General features: G+C 61.6%; 18 protein-coding genes. 10 read left to right on the plus strand and 8 right to left on the minus strand.

The window, feature by feature from the left end; all coding sequences use genetic code 11:
* Window positions 1-312: 312 nt before the first annotated feature.
* Window positions 313-477, minus strand: coding sequence for a hypothetical protein (locus M4578_RS08180; protein WP_258092950.1), 165 nt, complete (start codon window positions 475-477; stop codon window positions 313-315).
* 547 nt (window positions 478-1,024) lie between these two features.
* On the opposite strand from M4578_RS08180, the gene M4578_RS08185 reads away from it, so the two are divergent.
* Both M4578_RS08185 and M4578_RS08190 read left to right on the plus strand, forming a co-directional pair.
* The gene (locus M4578_RS08185; protein WP_258092951.1) at window positions 1,025-2,122 is read left to right on the plus strand and encodes an AAA family ATPase; all 1,098 of its coding nucleotides are present in this window, start codon (window positions 1,025-1,027) and stop codon (window positions 2,120-2,122) included.
* Window positions 2,115-4,616 carry a S8 family peptidase gene (locus tag M4578_RS08190; RefSeq protein ID WP_258092952.1) on the plus strand — a complete coding sequence of 834 codons (2,502 nt, stop codon included), beginning with the start codon at window positions 2,115-2,117 and terminating at the stop codon, window positions 4,614-4,616. The genes M4578_RS08185 and M4578_RS08190 overlap by 8 nt, the downstream gene beginning before the upstream one ends.
* A gap of 270 nt (window positions 4,617-4,886) precedes the next feature.
* On the opposite strand, the gene M4578_RS08195 is transcribed toward M4578_RS08190, so the two are convergent.
* The 7 genes from M4578_RS08195 to M4578_RS08225 all read right to left on the minus strand — a co-directional run bounded on the left by M4578_RS08195 (window position 4,887) and on the right by M4578_RS08225 (window position 11,102).
* Window positions 4,887-5,861: a calcium/sodium antiporter gene (locus tag M4578_RS08195; RefSeq protein WP_258092953.1), complete on the minus strand. Its 975-nt coding sequence runs from the start codon at window positions 5,859-5,861 to the stop codon at window positions 4,887-4,889.
* A 143-nt stretch (window positions 5,862-6,004) separates the two neighbouring features.
* Window positions 6,005-6,328, minus strand: a complete 324-nt coding sequence (locus tag M4578_RS08200) for a YnfA family protein (protein WP_258092954.1) — start codon at window positions 6,326-6,328, stop codon at window positions 6,005-6,007.
* A 197-nt stretch (window positions 6,329-6,525) separates the two neighbouring features.
* Window positions 6,526-6,831: a hypothetical protein gene (locus M4578_RS08205; protein WP_258092955.1), complete on the minus strand. Its 306-nt coding sequence runs from the start codon at window positions 6,829-6,831 to the stop codon at window positions 6,526-6,528.
* A 97-nt stretch (window positions 6,832-6,928) separates the two neighbouring features.
* Complete coding sequence (locus M4578_RS08210; RefSeq protein WP_258092956.1) at window positions 6,929-9,055, minus strand: ParB/RepB/Spo0J family partition protein; 2,127 nt, start codon at window positions 9,053-9,055, stop codon at window positions 6,929-6,931.
* Between the two features lie 116 nt (window positions 9,056-9,171).
* Complete coding sequence (locus M4578_RS08215; RefSeq protein ID WP_258092957.1) at window positions 9,172-9,660, minus strand: JAB domain-containing protein; 489 nt, start codon at window positions 9,658-9,660, stop codon at window positions 9,172-9,174.
* An 87-nt stretch (window positions 9,661-9,747) separates the two neighbouring features.
* The gene (locus M4578_RS08220) at window positions 9,748-10,143 is read right to left on the minus strand and encodes a DUF2958 domain-containing protein (protein WP_258092958.1); all 396 of its coding nucleotides are present in this window, start codon (window positions 10,141-10,143) and stop codon (window positions 9,748-9,750) included.
* Complete coding sequence (locus tag M4578_RS08225; RefSeq protein WP_258092959.1) at window positions 10,140-11,102, minus strand: ArdC family protein; 963 nt, start codon at window positions 11,100-11,102, stop codon at window positions 10,140-10,142. Before M4578_RS08225 ends, M4578_RS08220 begins: the two co-directional genes overlap by 4 nt.
* 364 nt (window positions 11,103-11,466) lie before the next feature.
* On the opposite strand from M4578_RS08225, the gene M4578_RS08230 reads away from it, so the two are divergent.
* The 8 genes from M4578_RS08230 (at window position 11,467) to M4578_RS08265 (ending at window position 15,931) form a co-directional block, all read left to right on the plus strand.
* Window positions 11,467-11,784: an H-NS histone family protein gene (locus M4578_RS08230; RefSeq protein ID WP_258092960.1), complete on the plus strand. Its 318-nt coding sequence runs from the start codon at window positions 11,467-11,469 to the stop codon at window positions 11,782-11,784.
* Window positions 11,785-11,799: 15 nt separating this feature from the next.
* Window positions 11,800-12,417 (plus strand): plasmid pRiA4b ORF-3 family protein, encoded by a 618-nt coding sequence (locus tag M4578_RS08235; RefSeq protein ID WP_258092961.1) that lies wholly within the window; start codon window positions 11,800-11,802, stop codon window positions 12,415-12,417.
* Between the two features lie 329 nt (window positions 12,418-12,746).
* Window positions 12,747-13,010, plus strand: coding sequence for a pyocin activator PrtN family protein (locus M4578_RS08240; protein ID WP_020043354.1), 264 nt, complete (start codon window positions 12,747-12,749; stop codon window positions 13,008-13,010).
* 134 nt (window positions 13,011-13,144) lie between these two features.
* Window positions 13,145-13,738, plus strand: coding sequence for a DUF6088 family protein (locus M4578_RS08245; RefSeq protein ID WP_166191274.1), 594 nt, complete (start codon window positions 13,145-13,147; stop codon window positions 13,736-13,738).
* Entirely contained in the window at window positions 13,731-13,931 is a 201-nt protein-coding gene (locus M4578_RS25845) for a nucleotidyl transferase AbiEii/AbiGii toxin family protein (RefSeq protein ID WP_258092962.1), read from the plus strand. Before M4578_RS08245 ends, M4578_RS25845 begins: the two co-directional genes overlap by 8 nt.
* Window positions 13,928-14,761, plus strand: coding sequence for a nucleotidyl transferase AbiEii/AbiGii toxin family protein (locus tag M4578_RS08255; protein ID WP_258092963.1), 834 nt, complete (start codon window positions 13,928-13,930; stop codon window positions 14,759-14,761). Before M4578_RS25845 ends, M4578_RS08255 begins: the two co-directional genes overlap by 4 nt.
* Before the next feature lie 224 nt (window positions 14,762-14,985).
* Window positions 14,986-15,354 carry a YegP family protein gene (locus M4578_RS08260; protein ID WP_258092964.1) on the plus strand — a complete coding sequence of 123 codons (369 nt, stop codon included), beginning with the start codon at window positions 14,986-14,988 and terminating at the stop codon, window positions 15,352-15,354.
* 319 nt (window positions 15,355-15,673) lie between these two features.
* The gene (locus M4578_RS08265) at window positions 15,674-15,931 is read left to right on the plus strand and encodes a hypothetical protein (protein WP_258092965.1); all 258 of its coding nucleotides are present in this window, start codon (window positions 15,674-15,676) and stop codon (window positions 15,929-15,931) included.
* Window positions 15,932-16,187 lie beyond the last annotated feature (256 nt).

Genomic DNA, 16,187 nt, shown 5'->3' on the forward strand with positions numbered 1-16,187 from the left:
CATCAACACGACCGCATTTCCAACTGTCAGGAAACGGCGCGGGTGACGCATTGGAATGCCCAAGTCCCTCCTCTATCCCCTATCTGCGTGGCAGCAACCCAGTCCGCGAAAGGCCTCGTGACCGTCAACGCCCCCCTCATCGGGGCTGTTGCTCAGAACCTTTGCAACAGGCTGAGACAGATCTGAAAATCGAGCCAGGATCATAGGCGGCTCAGCGTTTCTGATGCAGGCAACTCCAGGTGCCTTGAGAGGCCGCAGCGCCGACGTCCGGGTGCAATGCGCCGGAGGGGGTGAATGAGGCGCTTGCGCGCCTCATTCAAAAGGATCCAGTTCCAGCTTCACCATGTCCTCATCGCCGTCGAATTCGTCGGCCGGCATGGCACCGTGGGTTCCGTCCCCGGCCTGGAACACGACGATTACGACCATCAGCGAGGTGGCGAGGCTGGCGGCGAAGGCGGTGGCATCTGCATAGGACATCGGGATTGGCTCCTGTCACTGGAGGCGGGGGACCATCCCCCGCGCGACAGGCGCCCGACGTGTCTGACCGGATCTGCACTCACCCTCGGGCGTTCGGACGTTTTCCGAATCCCCGAGGGCGGCACGCATGCGTAAGCCGACCCTTCATGGGTTGATTGTCAAAGAGACGGATCAGACCAAGGTTAGCGAATGGAAGCGGGGGTGGTGTCTTGCATCCGACAGGTGCCGGATCTCCCCTTGCAGATGCTTCGCCCGGCCAACCCATACCGCAGCATCAACAGAGGAATTGCGTTACAGGCCGGAGATGGAACCCATGGCACGTGCCTTGATGGGATGACGGGGACATGATGAAGTTGAAACTGGAGCCGCCGCGTGACCCTCCGCGCCCTGTACACGGCATGACGGTCATGCGACCTGACCGCTTGATGGGCGCGTGGTGCGATAGTGGTTCTGATGGCCAGGTCACAGCGCTCGAATGATGTGAATACAGGGCGATCCGCCGGGCAAAGCCCCGCAACGCGCACCTGCGGGCACAACAAATATGCCCATGTGCGACTTGTTTCGATCACGCCGATCTTTCCAAAACCGCGAGAGTCAATTAGGATTCGACGAAAAGACAGACGACTGGGGCGACGCGGTGTCAAATGCGAAACAGATACTGGCGATGCTCAGAAGCCAGGCGGAAGGCGATGAAGAACAGTTCTTCTCCATCGCGCTTCAGGTTGCGGCTGGCGAGGCCCGCCAGGGACACCGTGCGACCGCAGAGGATATCCGTGCGGCAGTGGATGCCGCACGTTCACAGCGCGGGACGCGGGCGTCTGTCCCGATCGCCTTTTCTCGGCCGCGTGGAGACCTCGACAGCCTTCTCGATCTGCGGGACCCGCAGATCCATCTTGCCGATGTGGTGCTGAATGCAGAGGTGAAAGGTCATCTCGAAGCGGTTGTGCTTCAGCAACAGCGTCGGGATTGGCTCCGGGAACATGGGAAGACACCGAGCCGCCGCCTCCTCTTTGCCGGACCTCCGGGATCGGGGAAGACGATGACCGCCGAGGCACTCGCGGGCGAACTCCATCTTCCTCTGTTCGTGATCCGTCTCGAAACCCTGATCACGCGCTTTATGGGGGAAACGGCCGCCAAACTGCGTCTGGTTTTCGACGAAGCGCAGAAGCGCAGAGGTGTTTATCTCTTTGATGAATTCGATGCCGTGGGCAGCAACAGGTTGGCGACGAATGATGTCGCGGAAATGCGGCGGGTACTGAACAGCTTCCTGCAGTTCATGGAAGAGCCTTCTGCGACCGACAGTGTTCTGGTGGCCGCTACGAACCATCCCTCTCTTCTCGACCGCGCGCTATTGCGGCGCTTCGATGAAGTTCTGCAGTTCGAGATGCCATCAGCAGATGAAGTGCGCGCCATTATCAAGGCCCATCTGTCGCCGATGAAATATCCCAAGATAAATTGGAAAACCATTGTTGCCGCGGCCACCTGCCTCAGTCAGGCGGAGATTGTCCATGCGGCAGAAGAGGCCGTGAAAGCGGCAATCCTTTCAGAACGAAATCAGATTTCCACCGCCGATCTGACGCGCGAGCTTCGCAAACGCCAGGCCATGAGAACGGTGTTCTCTGAAGAACAGGGGCACATTGGCTGATTACGAGCACCGTCACATCGACCTGAGCGGTCTTTCGACAACCCGCGACTACAAGTCCCCAGGCAGTAACGCCCGACAACGGCCGCTCCAGCGCATCCGCGAGGAACATGGCCAGCGCATTGTCGGCGAACTGGAAGCCGCCTTCGAGGCGTCTGATCTCGGACGAGAGGATTTGGGGGCACCTGAGGGAGCTCCAGCATCCGACGGCGTCTACCTTGAGGTGGAGCTCGCACCTTCTGTGGGACCGACCACGCTGGAGAAGACGCGCGAGGGCACACGCCAGGGCGCCGTCACACTTTCCGAAACCGGTGCGCGGCGCATTGCCCTCTTCGTCCCCGATGAAACCAGAGATGTCTTTGAGGCGGTTTTCAGGGATTACGCCTTTACGGAAGTTGACGAAGGTGCCGAGGCCCCTAAGAAGTCCCGCGTCGAGCCTGTCGAGCATATCCGCGCCGCGCGCTTGCGAACGTTCTGGCGCGACGATCCTCTGGCTCTGCCCGATGATCCGCAGGCGGAAATGTGGTGGGCCTTATGGTGTTTTGCCGACCGCCTCGAACGTGTCGAGACCAGCGCTCAGCGGCTCGGCCTGACCGTCGGGGGCGAAGACAACTGGCTGCACTTCCCCGAAGTCGTGGTTCTTCCGGTGCATGGGCGCAGAGCAGCAATCGAGATGCTGCTGTTTTCAACGGGAGGCATTTCCGAGATCCGGCGAGCGAGCGATACGCCGACGGTGTTCACGGATGAACTCGAGGAAATGGCGAACGCGTTCGTAGATGATCTGGCCGAAAGGATCACCTGGCCAGGCCGCGACGTGCCCGCGGTGTGCCTCCTCGATACGGGTGTGAACCGCGGCCATCCGCTGATTGAACCTGCCCTGGCTCCGGGTGACATGCACGCTGTGCACGCAGATTGGGGTGTGGATGATGATAGTCCCAGCGGGCATGGATCCGGAATGGCCGGGCTGGCGCTCCACGGCGACCTGACAATGCCGTTGGGAGATGCGTCGCGTCCAATCCTTGCACATCGCCTCGAGTCCGTCAAAATCCTTCCGCCGGACGGATTCGAGCAAAATGATCCCGGCTCCTATGGTGCGATCACAACCTCCGCCAGCTCGCTTCCGGAGATATCGGCTGCCGAGCGGCCGAGGGTCTTTTGCATGGCCGTAACCAATGAAAACCGGTCGGGAGCGGAGCCCACGGCCTGGAGCTCTGCTCTCGACCAGATCTCGGCGGGCGTGGACGCGATCGAGGAAGGCCCGGACCATATTCGGCGCCTCTTCGTCCAGGCGATCGGCAACATCGCGGACAGCTCGCGCGCCCAGGACATTGCCGATGGCGACGCGTTTCCGGGAGAAGATCCTGCACAGGCATGGAATGTCCTGACGGTCGGCGGCACAACTCTGAAATCAGAAATCGCAGAAGCCGGTTACCGAGACTGGCGCGGATGGTCACCTCCCGGGGACCGCAGCCCCTACAGTCGAACGAGCGCGCTTTGGCGCTCGGGGCAGTCGCCGATCAAGCCGGAGATCGTCTTTGAAGCTGGAAACCGCGCGCTGAGCAGATCAGGGTTTGAGGCACTGTCCGGCCTCCCTTCCCTCTCTGTGCTGACCACGGCGAAATCGGTCGCTCCGCATCCGGTGACACCGTTCTGGGCAACCAGCGCAGCGACAGCGCAAGCGGCACGGCTTACGACGCGGATCATGGCTGAGCACCCGGAGTATTGGCCTGAAACCATCCGCGCCCTGACCGTGCACAGCGCCCGGTGGACGCCGCATATGCTTGCGGAATTCAACGCGACCGCGTCAAAGTCGGACAGAAAGGCACTCGCAAGAAAATACGGATACGGGGTACCGGATGTTCGGCGCGCCCTTGCTTCGGCCCGCGATGATCTTGCGTTGGTCGCCGAGCAATATATCCAACCGTTCCGGGTCGAGAATGGCAGCGTGCGCTTCTCGGATGCTCATGTCTACCGCCTGCCCTGGCCCCGACAAGTCCTTGAGGATTTGGGCGACCAGCCTGTGCGCCTCAAGGTGACGCTCTCATATTTTGTCGAGCCGAACCCAAGCTTTGCAAGCGCAATCGATCCTGCCCGATATCAGTCTTTTGGGTTGCGCTTCGACCTCAAGCGGGCACGCGAAACCGACGGGAATTTCCTGCGCCGGGTGAACAAGGATGACCGTGGCGAAAACGACCCTCGCCCGATCAACGAAGACAACGACGGCTGGTTCTTCGGGCCGAAGTCGATCTCAGCCGGCTCCATTCACATGGATATCTGGGAGGGCAGCGCCGTCGAGCTCGTGGAGCGCGATTTCCTCTATGTCTACCCGATCTCGGGCTGGTGGCGAGAAAGGCGAGCCCTGGGGCGAGCGGACAGCAAGGCCCGTTATGCGCTCGTTGTCGGCATCGAGACCCCGGAGCTCGACGTCGATCTGATGACGCCCATCCAGACCGAAGTTGCGGCCTTGCTTCAGACCGGTATCGATATCGAAATTTGATTTCTGTCCCGACTGAGACGACACACTGCCCGCTTCGTGCGGGAGTGGGTTTTGGCCGGCATTGGGAAGACCAAATTTTGTCTCCGTTTCCGGCTCCCGAACGCGTGCGACAAAGGGATGCCACCCTTCCTGCTTGAAGACGCGCATGAGGGCGCCGCCCCCTCTTTGGAGCTTCAGGTTTGCTCTAAGGCAGCCCCCGGCTTGAGCTGATGGGACTGCCGTGCCATTGCTGAAACTCAGCCGAAATCTGACGGCAGAGCGGTACCTACGTCACGGCCAGAGCATCCAGAGGTAGGCGACATATCCGGCTACAAGAATCGCACCCTCACGCCGACCGATCCTCAGGCCGGTAGCTGCAAACAGCACCAAGAGCAGTGACACCGCGACCATCACGGGCGCGTCGAACCCTGCGATTTCGGATGGGACCTGTGACGGGGCGATAAGGGCGGTCGTTCCCCCGATCCCGAGAATGTTGTAAATGTTCGACCCGACCACGTTGCCGAACGCCACATCCCCATGGCGTTTCAAGGCGGCGATGACCGACGTGACCAGCTCCGGCATGGAGGTACCGACCGCCACGATGGTCAATCCGATCACCGTCTCGGAGACCCCGAACCCGCGCGCCAGCGCCACAGCTCCGCTGACAAGGAAAGATCCGCCGGCGACCACAAGTATCAAGCCGGAAAGGGCAATAAGAATGGGGACGGCAAGACGCTTCACCGCATGAGGCGGCGCAAGTCCCGGGTCGACCTCTGCCAACGCCAGGCTCTTGTCGTGCAGGGCTCCTCCATCGGCCGCGACCCTTTCCTGATGGATCACGAACCAGATGTAACCGATCAGCATGACCACGAGCCCAGCACCCGCCATCCGCCCCATGGGCACGACCCAGGCGAGTACCGCAAAGCCTGCTGCGACCGCCAGCATCACGATGGCATCCCTGCGAAGTGCGGAGCGCGCAACAACGATCGGACAGATGAGGGCCGACACGCCTGCGATCAGAAGGATGTTCGCAATATTCGAGCCCACAATGTTGCCGTAAGCAATGCCCGGCGATCCGTTCAACCCCGCCTGCACCGATGTCACCAGCTCTGGCATTGAAGTTCCAAAACCCACGAGCGTCAGGCCGATCACCAGTGGCGAGATCCCGATGCGCTCGGCCGCCTGCACGGCCCCGCGCACCAGAAGCTCTCCCCCGGCAACCAGCAAAATCAGACCGCCCAGCAGCGGCACCCAGGTTTCTATCATGATTGCCACTCCGCGGGGCTGACGTCGACACAATCCCGACTATCTGGAAGGTCGCCCCCCTCGCCGCAAGGTGCTGCGCAACATATATTTTTCCTGACGGCAAACCTCGGTGTGGCGCAGCAGGACAGGACAGGCTCAGGGCATCAGACTGCGCGGGGACCAAGCAGGATGACGAAGGCGCCAAGGAGGCACAGACTGCCCCCGGTCAGGTCCCACAGGGTCGGTCGCTGCCCCTCCATGCTCCACATCCAAAGCAGCGACGTGATGATGTAAACCCCACCATAAGCAGCAAAGGCGCGGCCCGCGGCCTCGGTATCGATCAAAGCGAGCAGCCCGCCGAAGAGGACCAAGCTCGTCACGCCCGGCATGAGCCACCAGATAGAAGCGCCGCGCCACCACGACCAGAGCGCGAAACAGCCTGCGATCTCGGCCAGGGCAGCCAGCGGGTAGATAAGAAAGGTCGTCATGCGTCATTTCTCCGATGGAAAGCACGTCTTGTTGAGGGCGGATGAAGGCCCAGCTCGGGCAACAGTCCAAGTTGCCCTTAAGCGCGGATCGTCCGCAGCTCTGGAAAGAGGTACCGATGATCGGGCCGAGATTGCCAAACCCACCGCGCCGATAAGCCCCGGGAAACTCCTTGCACGTTTTCAACGCGACGTAAGGCTCAATCCCAAAGACCATCAGCGATCTCGCGCGCAATCATCGCCCGCGCTCTCATCATCACCTCATCGCCGTTCGTGTCGATATGACCGTAGAACCGGGCATGACCGCCATTCGCGGCCCAATCGGTGTAGCGGCAGTATTCTCGCCTTTCGAGACGGAAGGCGCGCATGTCGTCCGCCCAATGGGGCTTCGGCTCCACCACTACGGTGATGCCGTCGCAGGTTTCCTCCCAGGGCAGCGTGCGTTCGGATGGCGGACTGGCGCGGTTCTCACGGAATATTCGGTCGATATCGATCGTTGCAGGCATCAGGGTTCTCCAAAGAAAAAGCCCGGTCACGAGGACCGGGCGAGCTGCGGAAACGGAAGGGATGTGGCGGGGAAGCAAAGGCCACCCCGCCTGAGCATCATTCGGCGGCGACCATGGACTGCTCCTCGTCCTCCGTGGCGTCTTCATCCTCGCCATCGCCAACAAGGAATTCAGGCAGATCATCCGCCTCCGAATCGACCTCGGCGTCCATCGCGATATCGGCATCGCGATCGACCATGCGCAGCGGCTCCGGCAACCAGCCGGTTTCGGCCAGCAGCCGCTCGGCCTCCTGGGCCATGTCGCCCTTCTTGAGGTGGTCGATGAGCTGGGCCGCACGGTCGCCGGCGCCCTCACGCACCGCCTCGATGATCCGCGGCTTGGTCACGCGACCGAGGTAGTTGCCGACGGTCGGCCGCCACCCCACGGCCACCATGTCGAGGCCCGTCGCCCGGGCCAGCCTGTCGGCCTGGGACAGGCGCAGGTCGAGCCCGTGCTGGCTGACGCCCATACCGCCATAAGGGTTGGGCTTCTCGTGCAAGGCGTTGACGCCGAAGCTGACGCAATGGGCGAGCAACTCCATCCGAGTGTCATCGTCCCGATCAGCCAGCCAGTCCCAGAGCGCGGCATCGTCGGCCGGTATATGATCGCCCCAACGTTCGTGCCGCTCGGCGACGGCACGCGCCGAGGCGCTTTCGCCCAGATCGTCGGCCTGCGCCGGAAAATGAACTTCCCGGACATGGGCTTCGAGGCACCCCCTGGTGGAATGCGGCAGGAAGCAATCGGTGACCAGCCGATGCAGAAGCGCCGTCATCGCCACATGCGGGTTCGTCGCCACTGCATCGCGGAGCGCGAGCGTGCGATGCGCGGTCAACTCGCTGACGAGACGGTCGGGCAGAGGCCGGATGGTCTCAACCTCATCGTCCTCCTCGGGTTCCGTCGCCGTGCCACCCACCATGATGACCGCGCGCTGCACACCACTGGACTCGCCGCCCTCGGGAGAACAACCATCGGCACCCTGCCCTTCCTGACCTTCCACCGCCTCGTCGTCGGCACGAACATAACCGCGCTCGATGGCGAGCTGGCCGTCGTGGCGGATGCTGACGAAGACACCGGCCCTCGCCACCTGGTCCGCGTCATAGTGCATCGGCCGGGATTCGAGGGCGTTCAGAGCCTCCTCGATCTCGCCAAGGCGCGCATCCACCTCGTCGGGCAGTTCGTCAGCCTCGGCATATTCCGCCTCCAAGGTATCGAACTCGTCCCGGAGCTTTTCGCGCGCGGCGCGTTCCTCGTCAGTCAGGTCGATGGTGGTACCGGCCAGACGGCGCATGCCGCTGGTATGGCCATAGGGGAAGTCCACGGCGACCTCGATCCACTTCCAGCCCTCGGCGGCGATGGTTTCGGCCTCGGCCTTCAGCTTCTCGCCTGCCAGCCGGGCGAGAAGCACCGGGTCCTGAAGCCAGCCGCCATCGTCCTGCTGAAAGAGATCGCGCAGCACATAGCCGCCCGCCGCCTCGTAAGTCTCAATGCCCACGAAGAGCGCCCGTTTGTCGGAGGCCCGCACCGTGGTCTCGGTCAGCATGCGACGGATGGTATAGGGCTCCTTCTGCCAACTATCCTTGATCGCCTCCCAGACCTGTTCCTGCCGGGCATGGTCGTCAGAGACGGTGAAGGCCATGAGCTGTTCCAGCGTCATGCCGTCCTCCGCATAGGTCTCGAGCAGCGCTGGCGAGACCGAGACCAGACGCAGGCGCTGCTTCACGACCCTGGCGTCGACGAAAAAGGCGGCGGCGATTTCCTCCTCGCTCATGCCCTTCTCGCGAAGGACCTGGAAGGCGCGGAACTGGTCGAGCGGATGCAGCGGCGCACGCTCGATATTCTCGGCCAGCGAGACCTCGTCGATCAGGATGTCGTCACTGGCTTCCGAGACGATACAGGGCACCGGCGTGGTCTTGTTCAGGCGCTTCTGTTTGACCAAAAGCTCCAGCGCGCGATAGCGGCGGCCGCCAGCCGGCACCTCGAAAAGGCCGGTTTCCTGACCGTCGGCGTCGAGCTCGGGCCGGACATGCAGGGACTGGATCAGCCCGCGGCGGGCGATGGACTCGGCCAGTTCCTCGACCGAGATGCCGGCCTTCACCCGCCGGACGTTGGACTGGCTGAGCACCAGCTTGTTGAAGGGGATGTCGCGCGAGGACGACAGGGTGATCTTCTGAGTGGCAGTGGCCATGTCAGGGTCTCCATGACGGACGCCGGGGAGCCTCTCTCTCCGGCAACCAGCCCATCACGAAACTCCCCCCACTCCTTTCACTCTCATGGCCGAGCCGCGGATGAACGCGCATACCATCAGAGTTCGCCGCGGGCACGCAGGCTGGTCTCCCGGCCAGCCCCGGTGATGATGTGGTCGTGGAGTACTACCCCAACGGACGCACAGGCGTTTCGGATTTCTTTCGTCATCGTGAGGTCGGCCGCCGAGGGCTCGGGATCGCCGGCCGGATGATTGTGAACGATGATCAGCGCCGAGGCATTGAGCGCCAGGCATCGCCGCAGCACCTCCCGAGGATAGACCGGGACATGATCGACCGTGCCGATGGCGAGGCATTCGTCGGAGATCAGCCGGTTCCTGCGGTCGAGATAGAGGACATGGAAACGCTCCACATCGCCCCTGATGGTGAGGGCGCAATAATCGAGCACCGCCTGCCAGGACGTCAGGACCGGGTTCTGGCTGAGGTGGCGCAGCAGGATCTGCCGGGCCTCATAGACCACGGCCTGCTCCTGAGCGGAGAACCGGAGCGGCTGTGCTTCGACGGCGTATGTTCTCGTGTTTCGTGTCATGGTGCTGTTCTCCGACGGGCAGCCAGCCGGGCGCCGAACTTTCACCGCGTCACGAGGAGAAGCGCCGGAAAGCTGGAAATCAGGAAATCAGGAACGCCGAGTCTCCGTATCGGAGGATGTCCCGGACGACAGGCGACCCGAGCGGTAAAGCAGGCGCTCGGCATCGCGGATGCTGCCGGCTTCGCGGGCGGCCTCGGCCCAGACCGAGATCGGGAAATCCCCCGTGAACAGCAGATCCCGCTCGATACCCATGCCGAAGGGCAATCGAATGGAGCGCAGTTCGTTGAGGCTCCAGGAGCCAAGTTCGGGGTAGCCAATATCGGCCAGGCCAAACATGATGTCGCCGTCCAGGTCGAGCTCGGTCGCAAGCCAGACACCGGCGCCGAAGGGATTGAAGAACTTCACGACCGGGATGTGATCCTGATCGCGATCGCGGCCATTCGCCAGCAAACGGTCATGCTGTGTGTCGGTCAGGAGGATCATGCCGCGGCCCTCCCGTCCGTCGGGGTCTGCCGATCAACATCGGTGCTGTCGTCGGGCAGATGGGCCAGCAGCCAGTCGGCCGCCTTGCTGGCCTGCGAGGCTGCGCGGACGATCGCGCGGGAATCCTCGCGCATCACCTCCAGCCAGGGGCCCAGGTAATCGGCGTGGCGCACCGTCGGGGCGATCCCGAGCGAGGCGCAACAGAACGCGCTCGAAATCTCGGCGATCAGTTCCTCGAAGGCATATTTCCTCGTGCCGAAATTCCCCGAGAAGTCCCGCCCCAACCGTGAGGCATGTCCTGTCGCGTGCCCCATCTCGTGCAGCGCCGTGCGGTGCCAGTTGATCGGCTCGAAATAGGCCTGCGGAGGTGGCACCTGCACGTAATCGAGCGCGGGAACATAGAAGGCGCGGTTGCCACCGATCCGGAAGTCGATACCAGTCGCGGCGATCAGTGCCTCGACCCGCGGCTCGATCAGCCCGGGCGGCGGTGGCGGCGCCTCGACGGCGATGTCGTCGGGCAGCCCCTCGCACTGAGCCGCATTGAATACGGTAAAGCGCTTCAGGAACGGTATGCTGTTGGCGTCTTCCCCGGCCTCCCGGGCGCGGCGCTTCTCGTCTTCAGGCGTGAAACGGTCGGCATAGACGACTGTCGTGCCCCGCTCGCCCTTGCGGACATTACCGCCGAGCGACAGCGCCTGGCGGAAGGTCAGCCAGTGCTGCGTTGGATAGCCCTGCTGGATGACCGCGCCCCAGAGGATCAGGACATTGATCCCAGAATATTGCCGACCTGTGCTGGCGTTGCACGGCATGGCGAGCGGCGCTTGCGCCGCCGCCGTCCCCCAGGGCTGAACCCAGGGCAGCCGGCCTTCCTCCAGCTCGGCGATGATCTTGTCGGTGATGTCGTCATAAAGGTTCGTGCGCGGACCGCTCTTGCGGGCCGCGCGATGCTCTCTGGCCATCGGGATGATCTCCGCGACGGGCGCCGGAGGCCTCTCCTCCAGCCCTCAACCCGTCACGGAAAACCCGCCCGCACTTTCACTCTCAGGGGGCGTTGCGGGGTCTCCCCCTGATGGGGGTATGTCGGTCGGCAACGCCAATGCCGACCAGGGGGAAGCCGTTCCCCCAGACAATCCTCGCATTCAGCCGAGCCAAGCCTGAAAAAGGCAAAAGCCAACACTCGCGAGCCCCAATCCCCGACGTGTTGTAATCCCCAGGATATCTGCGCTTATCTGACACGCAATCGCGGTGCCTGTTTTCCAGCGCCAGACGCCTTCCTTCCCGCGAGCTCGGGCTCAAAGCCAACGGGCAATAAAAGAGAACCAAATGACGGATATCGATCTTAACGCCTTGTCGCTTCCCGAGCTGAAGCAGTTGCAAAAGAATGTTGCGAAGGCCATCGCCAGTTTCGAGGACCGTCGCAAGGCCGAGGCCCGCGCCAAGGTTGACGACTTGGCCCGCGAACTCGGTTTCAGTTTCGACGAGCTTGCGGAAGCCGCTCCCACCCGGAAACGCGCGACCTCTGCGCCCAAGTACCGCCACCCGGAAAACGCCGAAATCACCTGGTCCGGCCGTGGGCGCAAACCGGCATGGATCGCCGAGGCGCTGGCTTCGGGAAAATCGCTCGAGGATTTTGCGATCTGATCGGGGAGACCTGCCTTGTACCAGCCCGCGAATGCCGTCCGCCTGCATGTCTCTCTGGCGGAGATTGACCCGCCGATCTGGCGGCGACTTGTCGTGCCGTCGGACTGGACGCTCGACAGGCTGCATCTGGTGCTGCAGGCCGCGTTCAGCTGGACCGACAGCCATCTGCATGAGTTCCGGATCGGCGGGCTGCGCTATGGAGACCCCGATCAGCTTGAGGATGGTTTCGGGGGCCCGCAGATCTTCGACTACACCGAGGTCAGGCTGGCGGATTTCACCGGCCAGGATCTGACATTCACTTACCTCTACGACTTTGGCGATGACTGGACCCATGTGATCCGGATCGAGGAGTGGCTGTCCCTCGACCCCCTGCCCCGCCACGCAGAATGCACCGAAGGGGCACGTGCCCGGCCGCCCGAGGACGTCGGCGGCCCCTGGTCCTATGCCGATTTCCTCGAGACCATCCGCGATCCGAACCACGAGGACCACAGCTCCAACCTTCGCTGGGCCGGCGGGCATTTCGATCCGGACTGGTTCGACATCGAGCTGATCAACAAGGATCTGCGCAATACCTTCCGCAAGAACACCAGCCGACGCATGCATCAGCCCAAACCAAAGCCTTCTGGTCGGTGAGCGCAGAGGGCTCGGCCGTCAAGGCGGTGCCTCGGGCCTGGATGACCCTCCTCCTGCCGGCATCGTCAGAGTGGTAGCGCCTCCAGTGAGATATCGGGCTGTCTGCACCGCAAATGGTGCACTGATGTCGCGTTCTTTCCAGTAGCTTTGCCTGGCGTGGTGACACGCGCCCAAAAGGCCTAAGCGCCTGCACCCTACCCATTCACACGCTTCAGAAAATCTCCGCGATCCAACGCTCCCGTCCGATTTGCGCTCTATGCTATCCGTCTCCCCGACAACCGGCTGCGCGCCCTTCTCCCATCTCTGCGATCGTGTTTCATTCCGGGATCATGAACACGGCGTTTCTCTTGATAGCGATGTATTCCGGGCGACCGATCATTCCCGCTGAGGATGTCGCCAGGGATTTTTTCGGCCTGAGTACCGACAAGTTCATCCGCAAAGTCTCGGCTGGTTCCATCGCCCTCCCCCTCGTCCGCATGGAAGCGTCCCAGAAATGCGCCAAAGGCGTCCATATCGATGATCTGGCCGAGTACCTGGACAAGAGGCGGGCTGCAGCCGTCAAGGAATGCCTGCAACTGCAGGGCCTTCGGTAGGCGTGTTCCCCTCTGAAAATCGCCGAAGGCCAACCTGCTACCCACGTCACGAAGCCACCACCCTCTTCACCTCGCTCAACAGCACGGATTGAATCTGTCAGAAAACTGCGTATATTTCTGACAGGAGAACGATCATGCAGCACCTTGCAGAACAGATATTGACCCATGCAGAGGGACTTCCGGAAGGAGCGCCACTTGCCGCAAAGGGCCTGCTGCACCTCGGCAGCCGTGCCGGTGTGGATCAGGCGTTGTCGCGCCTTGCCGAGCGCGGCCAGTTGATCCGTGCCGGGCGCGGCGTTTACCTGCGACCGATCAAAAGCCGGTTTGGAACGCGCGCTCCGTCCGTGGAACAGGCCGTCGAGGCCCTCGCGGCGCAACGTGGCGAAGTCATCGTTCCAACCGGCGCCGCCGAAGCGAATGCACTCGGCCTGACCACGCAAGTGCCTGTTCGCTCCGTGTACCTGACCTCGGGTCGCAGCCGCACGCTCTCATTGGGCAAACAACTCGTGGAACTGCGCCACGCCCCCCGATGGCAACTCGCCCTCGGGAAGAGGCCGGCTGGCAGTGCTGTTCGCGCCCTGGCCTGGCTCGGGCCGGAACAGGCAGAGACAGCTCTGAGATCGCTGAAGCAGAAACTGCCCGCAGCGGCGTTTGACGAATTGGTAACCGCAGCACCGCAGTTCCCGACCTGGCTTGCACGCAGTGTCGGAAAGGCGGCGCATGTCTGAACCCTTCCTGTCTTTGCCGCCTGCAGACCGCAAGGAAGCCCTGGCCGTAGCTGCAGATCGCTCCGGGCGGCCCGCGCACCTGCTCGAAAAGGACGTCTGGGTTGTCTGGGCCCTTCAGACCCTCTTCAGTTCCGAGCTTGGTGAGCACCTCGTTTTCAAGGGCGGAACATCCCTTTCCAAAGCCTATGGGTGATCCAGCGCTTCTCTGAAGATGTTGATCTGACCTATGACATTCGGGCAATCGCGCCTGATCTGGTAGGCGAACGCGCCGAACCCCTGCCAACCACACGCAGTGAGGAAAAGCGCTGGTCGAAAGCTGTTCGGGATCGATTGCCGAAATGGGTCGTCGAAACGACGCAGCCCCTGATCCAGGACGCCATTGCAGCGCAAGGGCTGTCAGCCTCGACACGGGCAGATGGCGACAAGCTTTTCATCGATTACGAGGCCGCCTCTTCTGGCTCCGGCTATGTCGCCCCCAGCGTCATGCTGGAATTCGGCGCGAGGTCGACGGGCGAACCGGCGAGCCTGCGTGACGTCTCCTGCGACGCAAACGGGCTGATCGAGGGCGTGACCTTTCCGACCGTGACACCGCGCGTGATGCATGCCGAGCGGACCTTTTGGGAGAAGGCCACAGCGATCCATGTCTTCTGCGTCCAGGGACGGCTTCGCGGGGAGCGCTTCGCGCGCCATTGGCATGACCTGGTACGCCTCGATGATGCAGGCATCGCGGATCTGGCCATTTCCGACCGCGACCTTGCCTCTGCAGTGACGCGGCACAAGCGCATGTTCTTCCCGGAGAAGACAGCCGACGGAACACCCGTGGACTATGAAGCCGCGGTTCACGGCCATGTGCAACTGGTCCCAAACGGAGAGGCTCGCACCGCGCTCGCGGCCGACTACGCGCATATGGTCGACGACGGCCTCCTGCTTGAAGGCGCTGAGCGTTTCGACAAACTGATCGATCGTTGCCTGGCCGTTGCCGACCACGCAAACCGTTTGGCTAACGAGATCTCCAAACATTGAGCCAATGTTAGCAGAAGGAGGACGCCCGGGCCGTGTCTCTGAGCTCCAGCAGCCAGTGCCGGCGAGACGTGGCGGCAATACTACTCCGTCACCAGTCGAAACCGAAAAGACATTTGCCTATTTTGCGGCTCACCTGAGGGCGCCCAAAGGATCTGCATGATATTCTAGGCTGGCACCACCGATGCTAGTTTACCTTCTTGTCAAACGCCACAGGATTGTATCTCATGCAGGCCAAGGTGCAAAAACGCAAGGAGTGTGTGATGGCAGGGAAGTTCGAACTCTATGAGGACAAAGCCGGTGAGTATCGCTTTCGGTTGAAGGCCGGAAATGGCGAAACCATACTCGTTGGAGAAGGCTACAAGCAAAAGGCAAGCGCGGAAAATGGCATCGCTTCGATTCGAACGAATGCGACAATCGATGCCAGATACGAGCGAAAAACAACCATCGCCGGGAAACCTATGTTCAATCTAAAGGCCTCCAATGGCCAGGTGATCGGCACAAGCGAGTCCTATAGCAGCGAAGCCGCTCGCGAAAACGGGATAGCATCGGTGAAAGCGAACGCTCCAGACGCTCGGCTAGACGACCTGACCTGACGCAAGTCGGGCAGCTCATTCCCCACCCTAATCATCGTTGAGCAAAGGCAAGTGTGAAGCCCGGGTCGCGTTGCGAAAAAGTAACTACATATCCGCGCTCCTGCTTCCCAGGTTTTCTGAAATCGAGAGCCGTGATCGGTCGGGCAGCACGACACACAGGCCACCAAGCGGGTACTGTTGTCATCCACAGGCCGCGCGACGAAGTGTGGTTCAGCGAACCTGGGGCAATATCACGGTACCAACGCAGATATTTTTGCACTTTCAAAGCGGGATTATCTACGTAAAATTGAAAATAATATAGTTCAAAAAGGTCACAGCCGTGCCTTCGGAATCAATTGTTGATATTCCCGTTCCACTCGAGCTCCAGGAATTCGTTCCAGCGGCAATATTGCGCCTGAAATACATGTTTCCGGAGATAAAAATAGAGAGGGTCCCAAATGGCGTGACGCTGCATGGCATCGAAGACGTGGACGCCCGGAAGTTCGAACGCGAGATTTCATATCAAATCTATCGAGAAAAGATCTTTCAGGAAACGCTGACAATGCGGCAAAATTTATATCAGATGCTGGTGATGTGATGCACACTTGGCCGCTGAGTTTTCGAGAGTTTCCTGACCAACGTATTATCATGGCAGATGACTCGGGTTGCTATTTCATGGCGAACCGAGATTTTGTCGAACGCTATGCCCTTGGACACCTCACAGAAACAGATGCAACTTTCCTGCAAAAGAATGGACATACCTATGGAAGGTCTGAAAAACCTCGCGCTCTGAGGGGTTTGGTATAGACTTTGCGGGACGAAGAAGGAAGCCCCATCATGCCCAAGCAGCCCGC

Origin of the sequence: Salipiger pentaromativorans (assembly GCF_024721115.1) — a bacterium.
In the GTDB taxonomy this organism is placed as follows: Bacteria; Pseudomonadota; Alphaproteobacteria; order Rhodobacterales; family Rhodobacteraceae; genus Salipiger; species Salipiger pentaromativorans.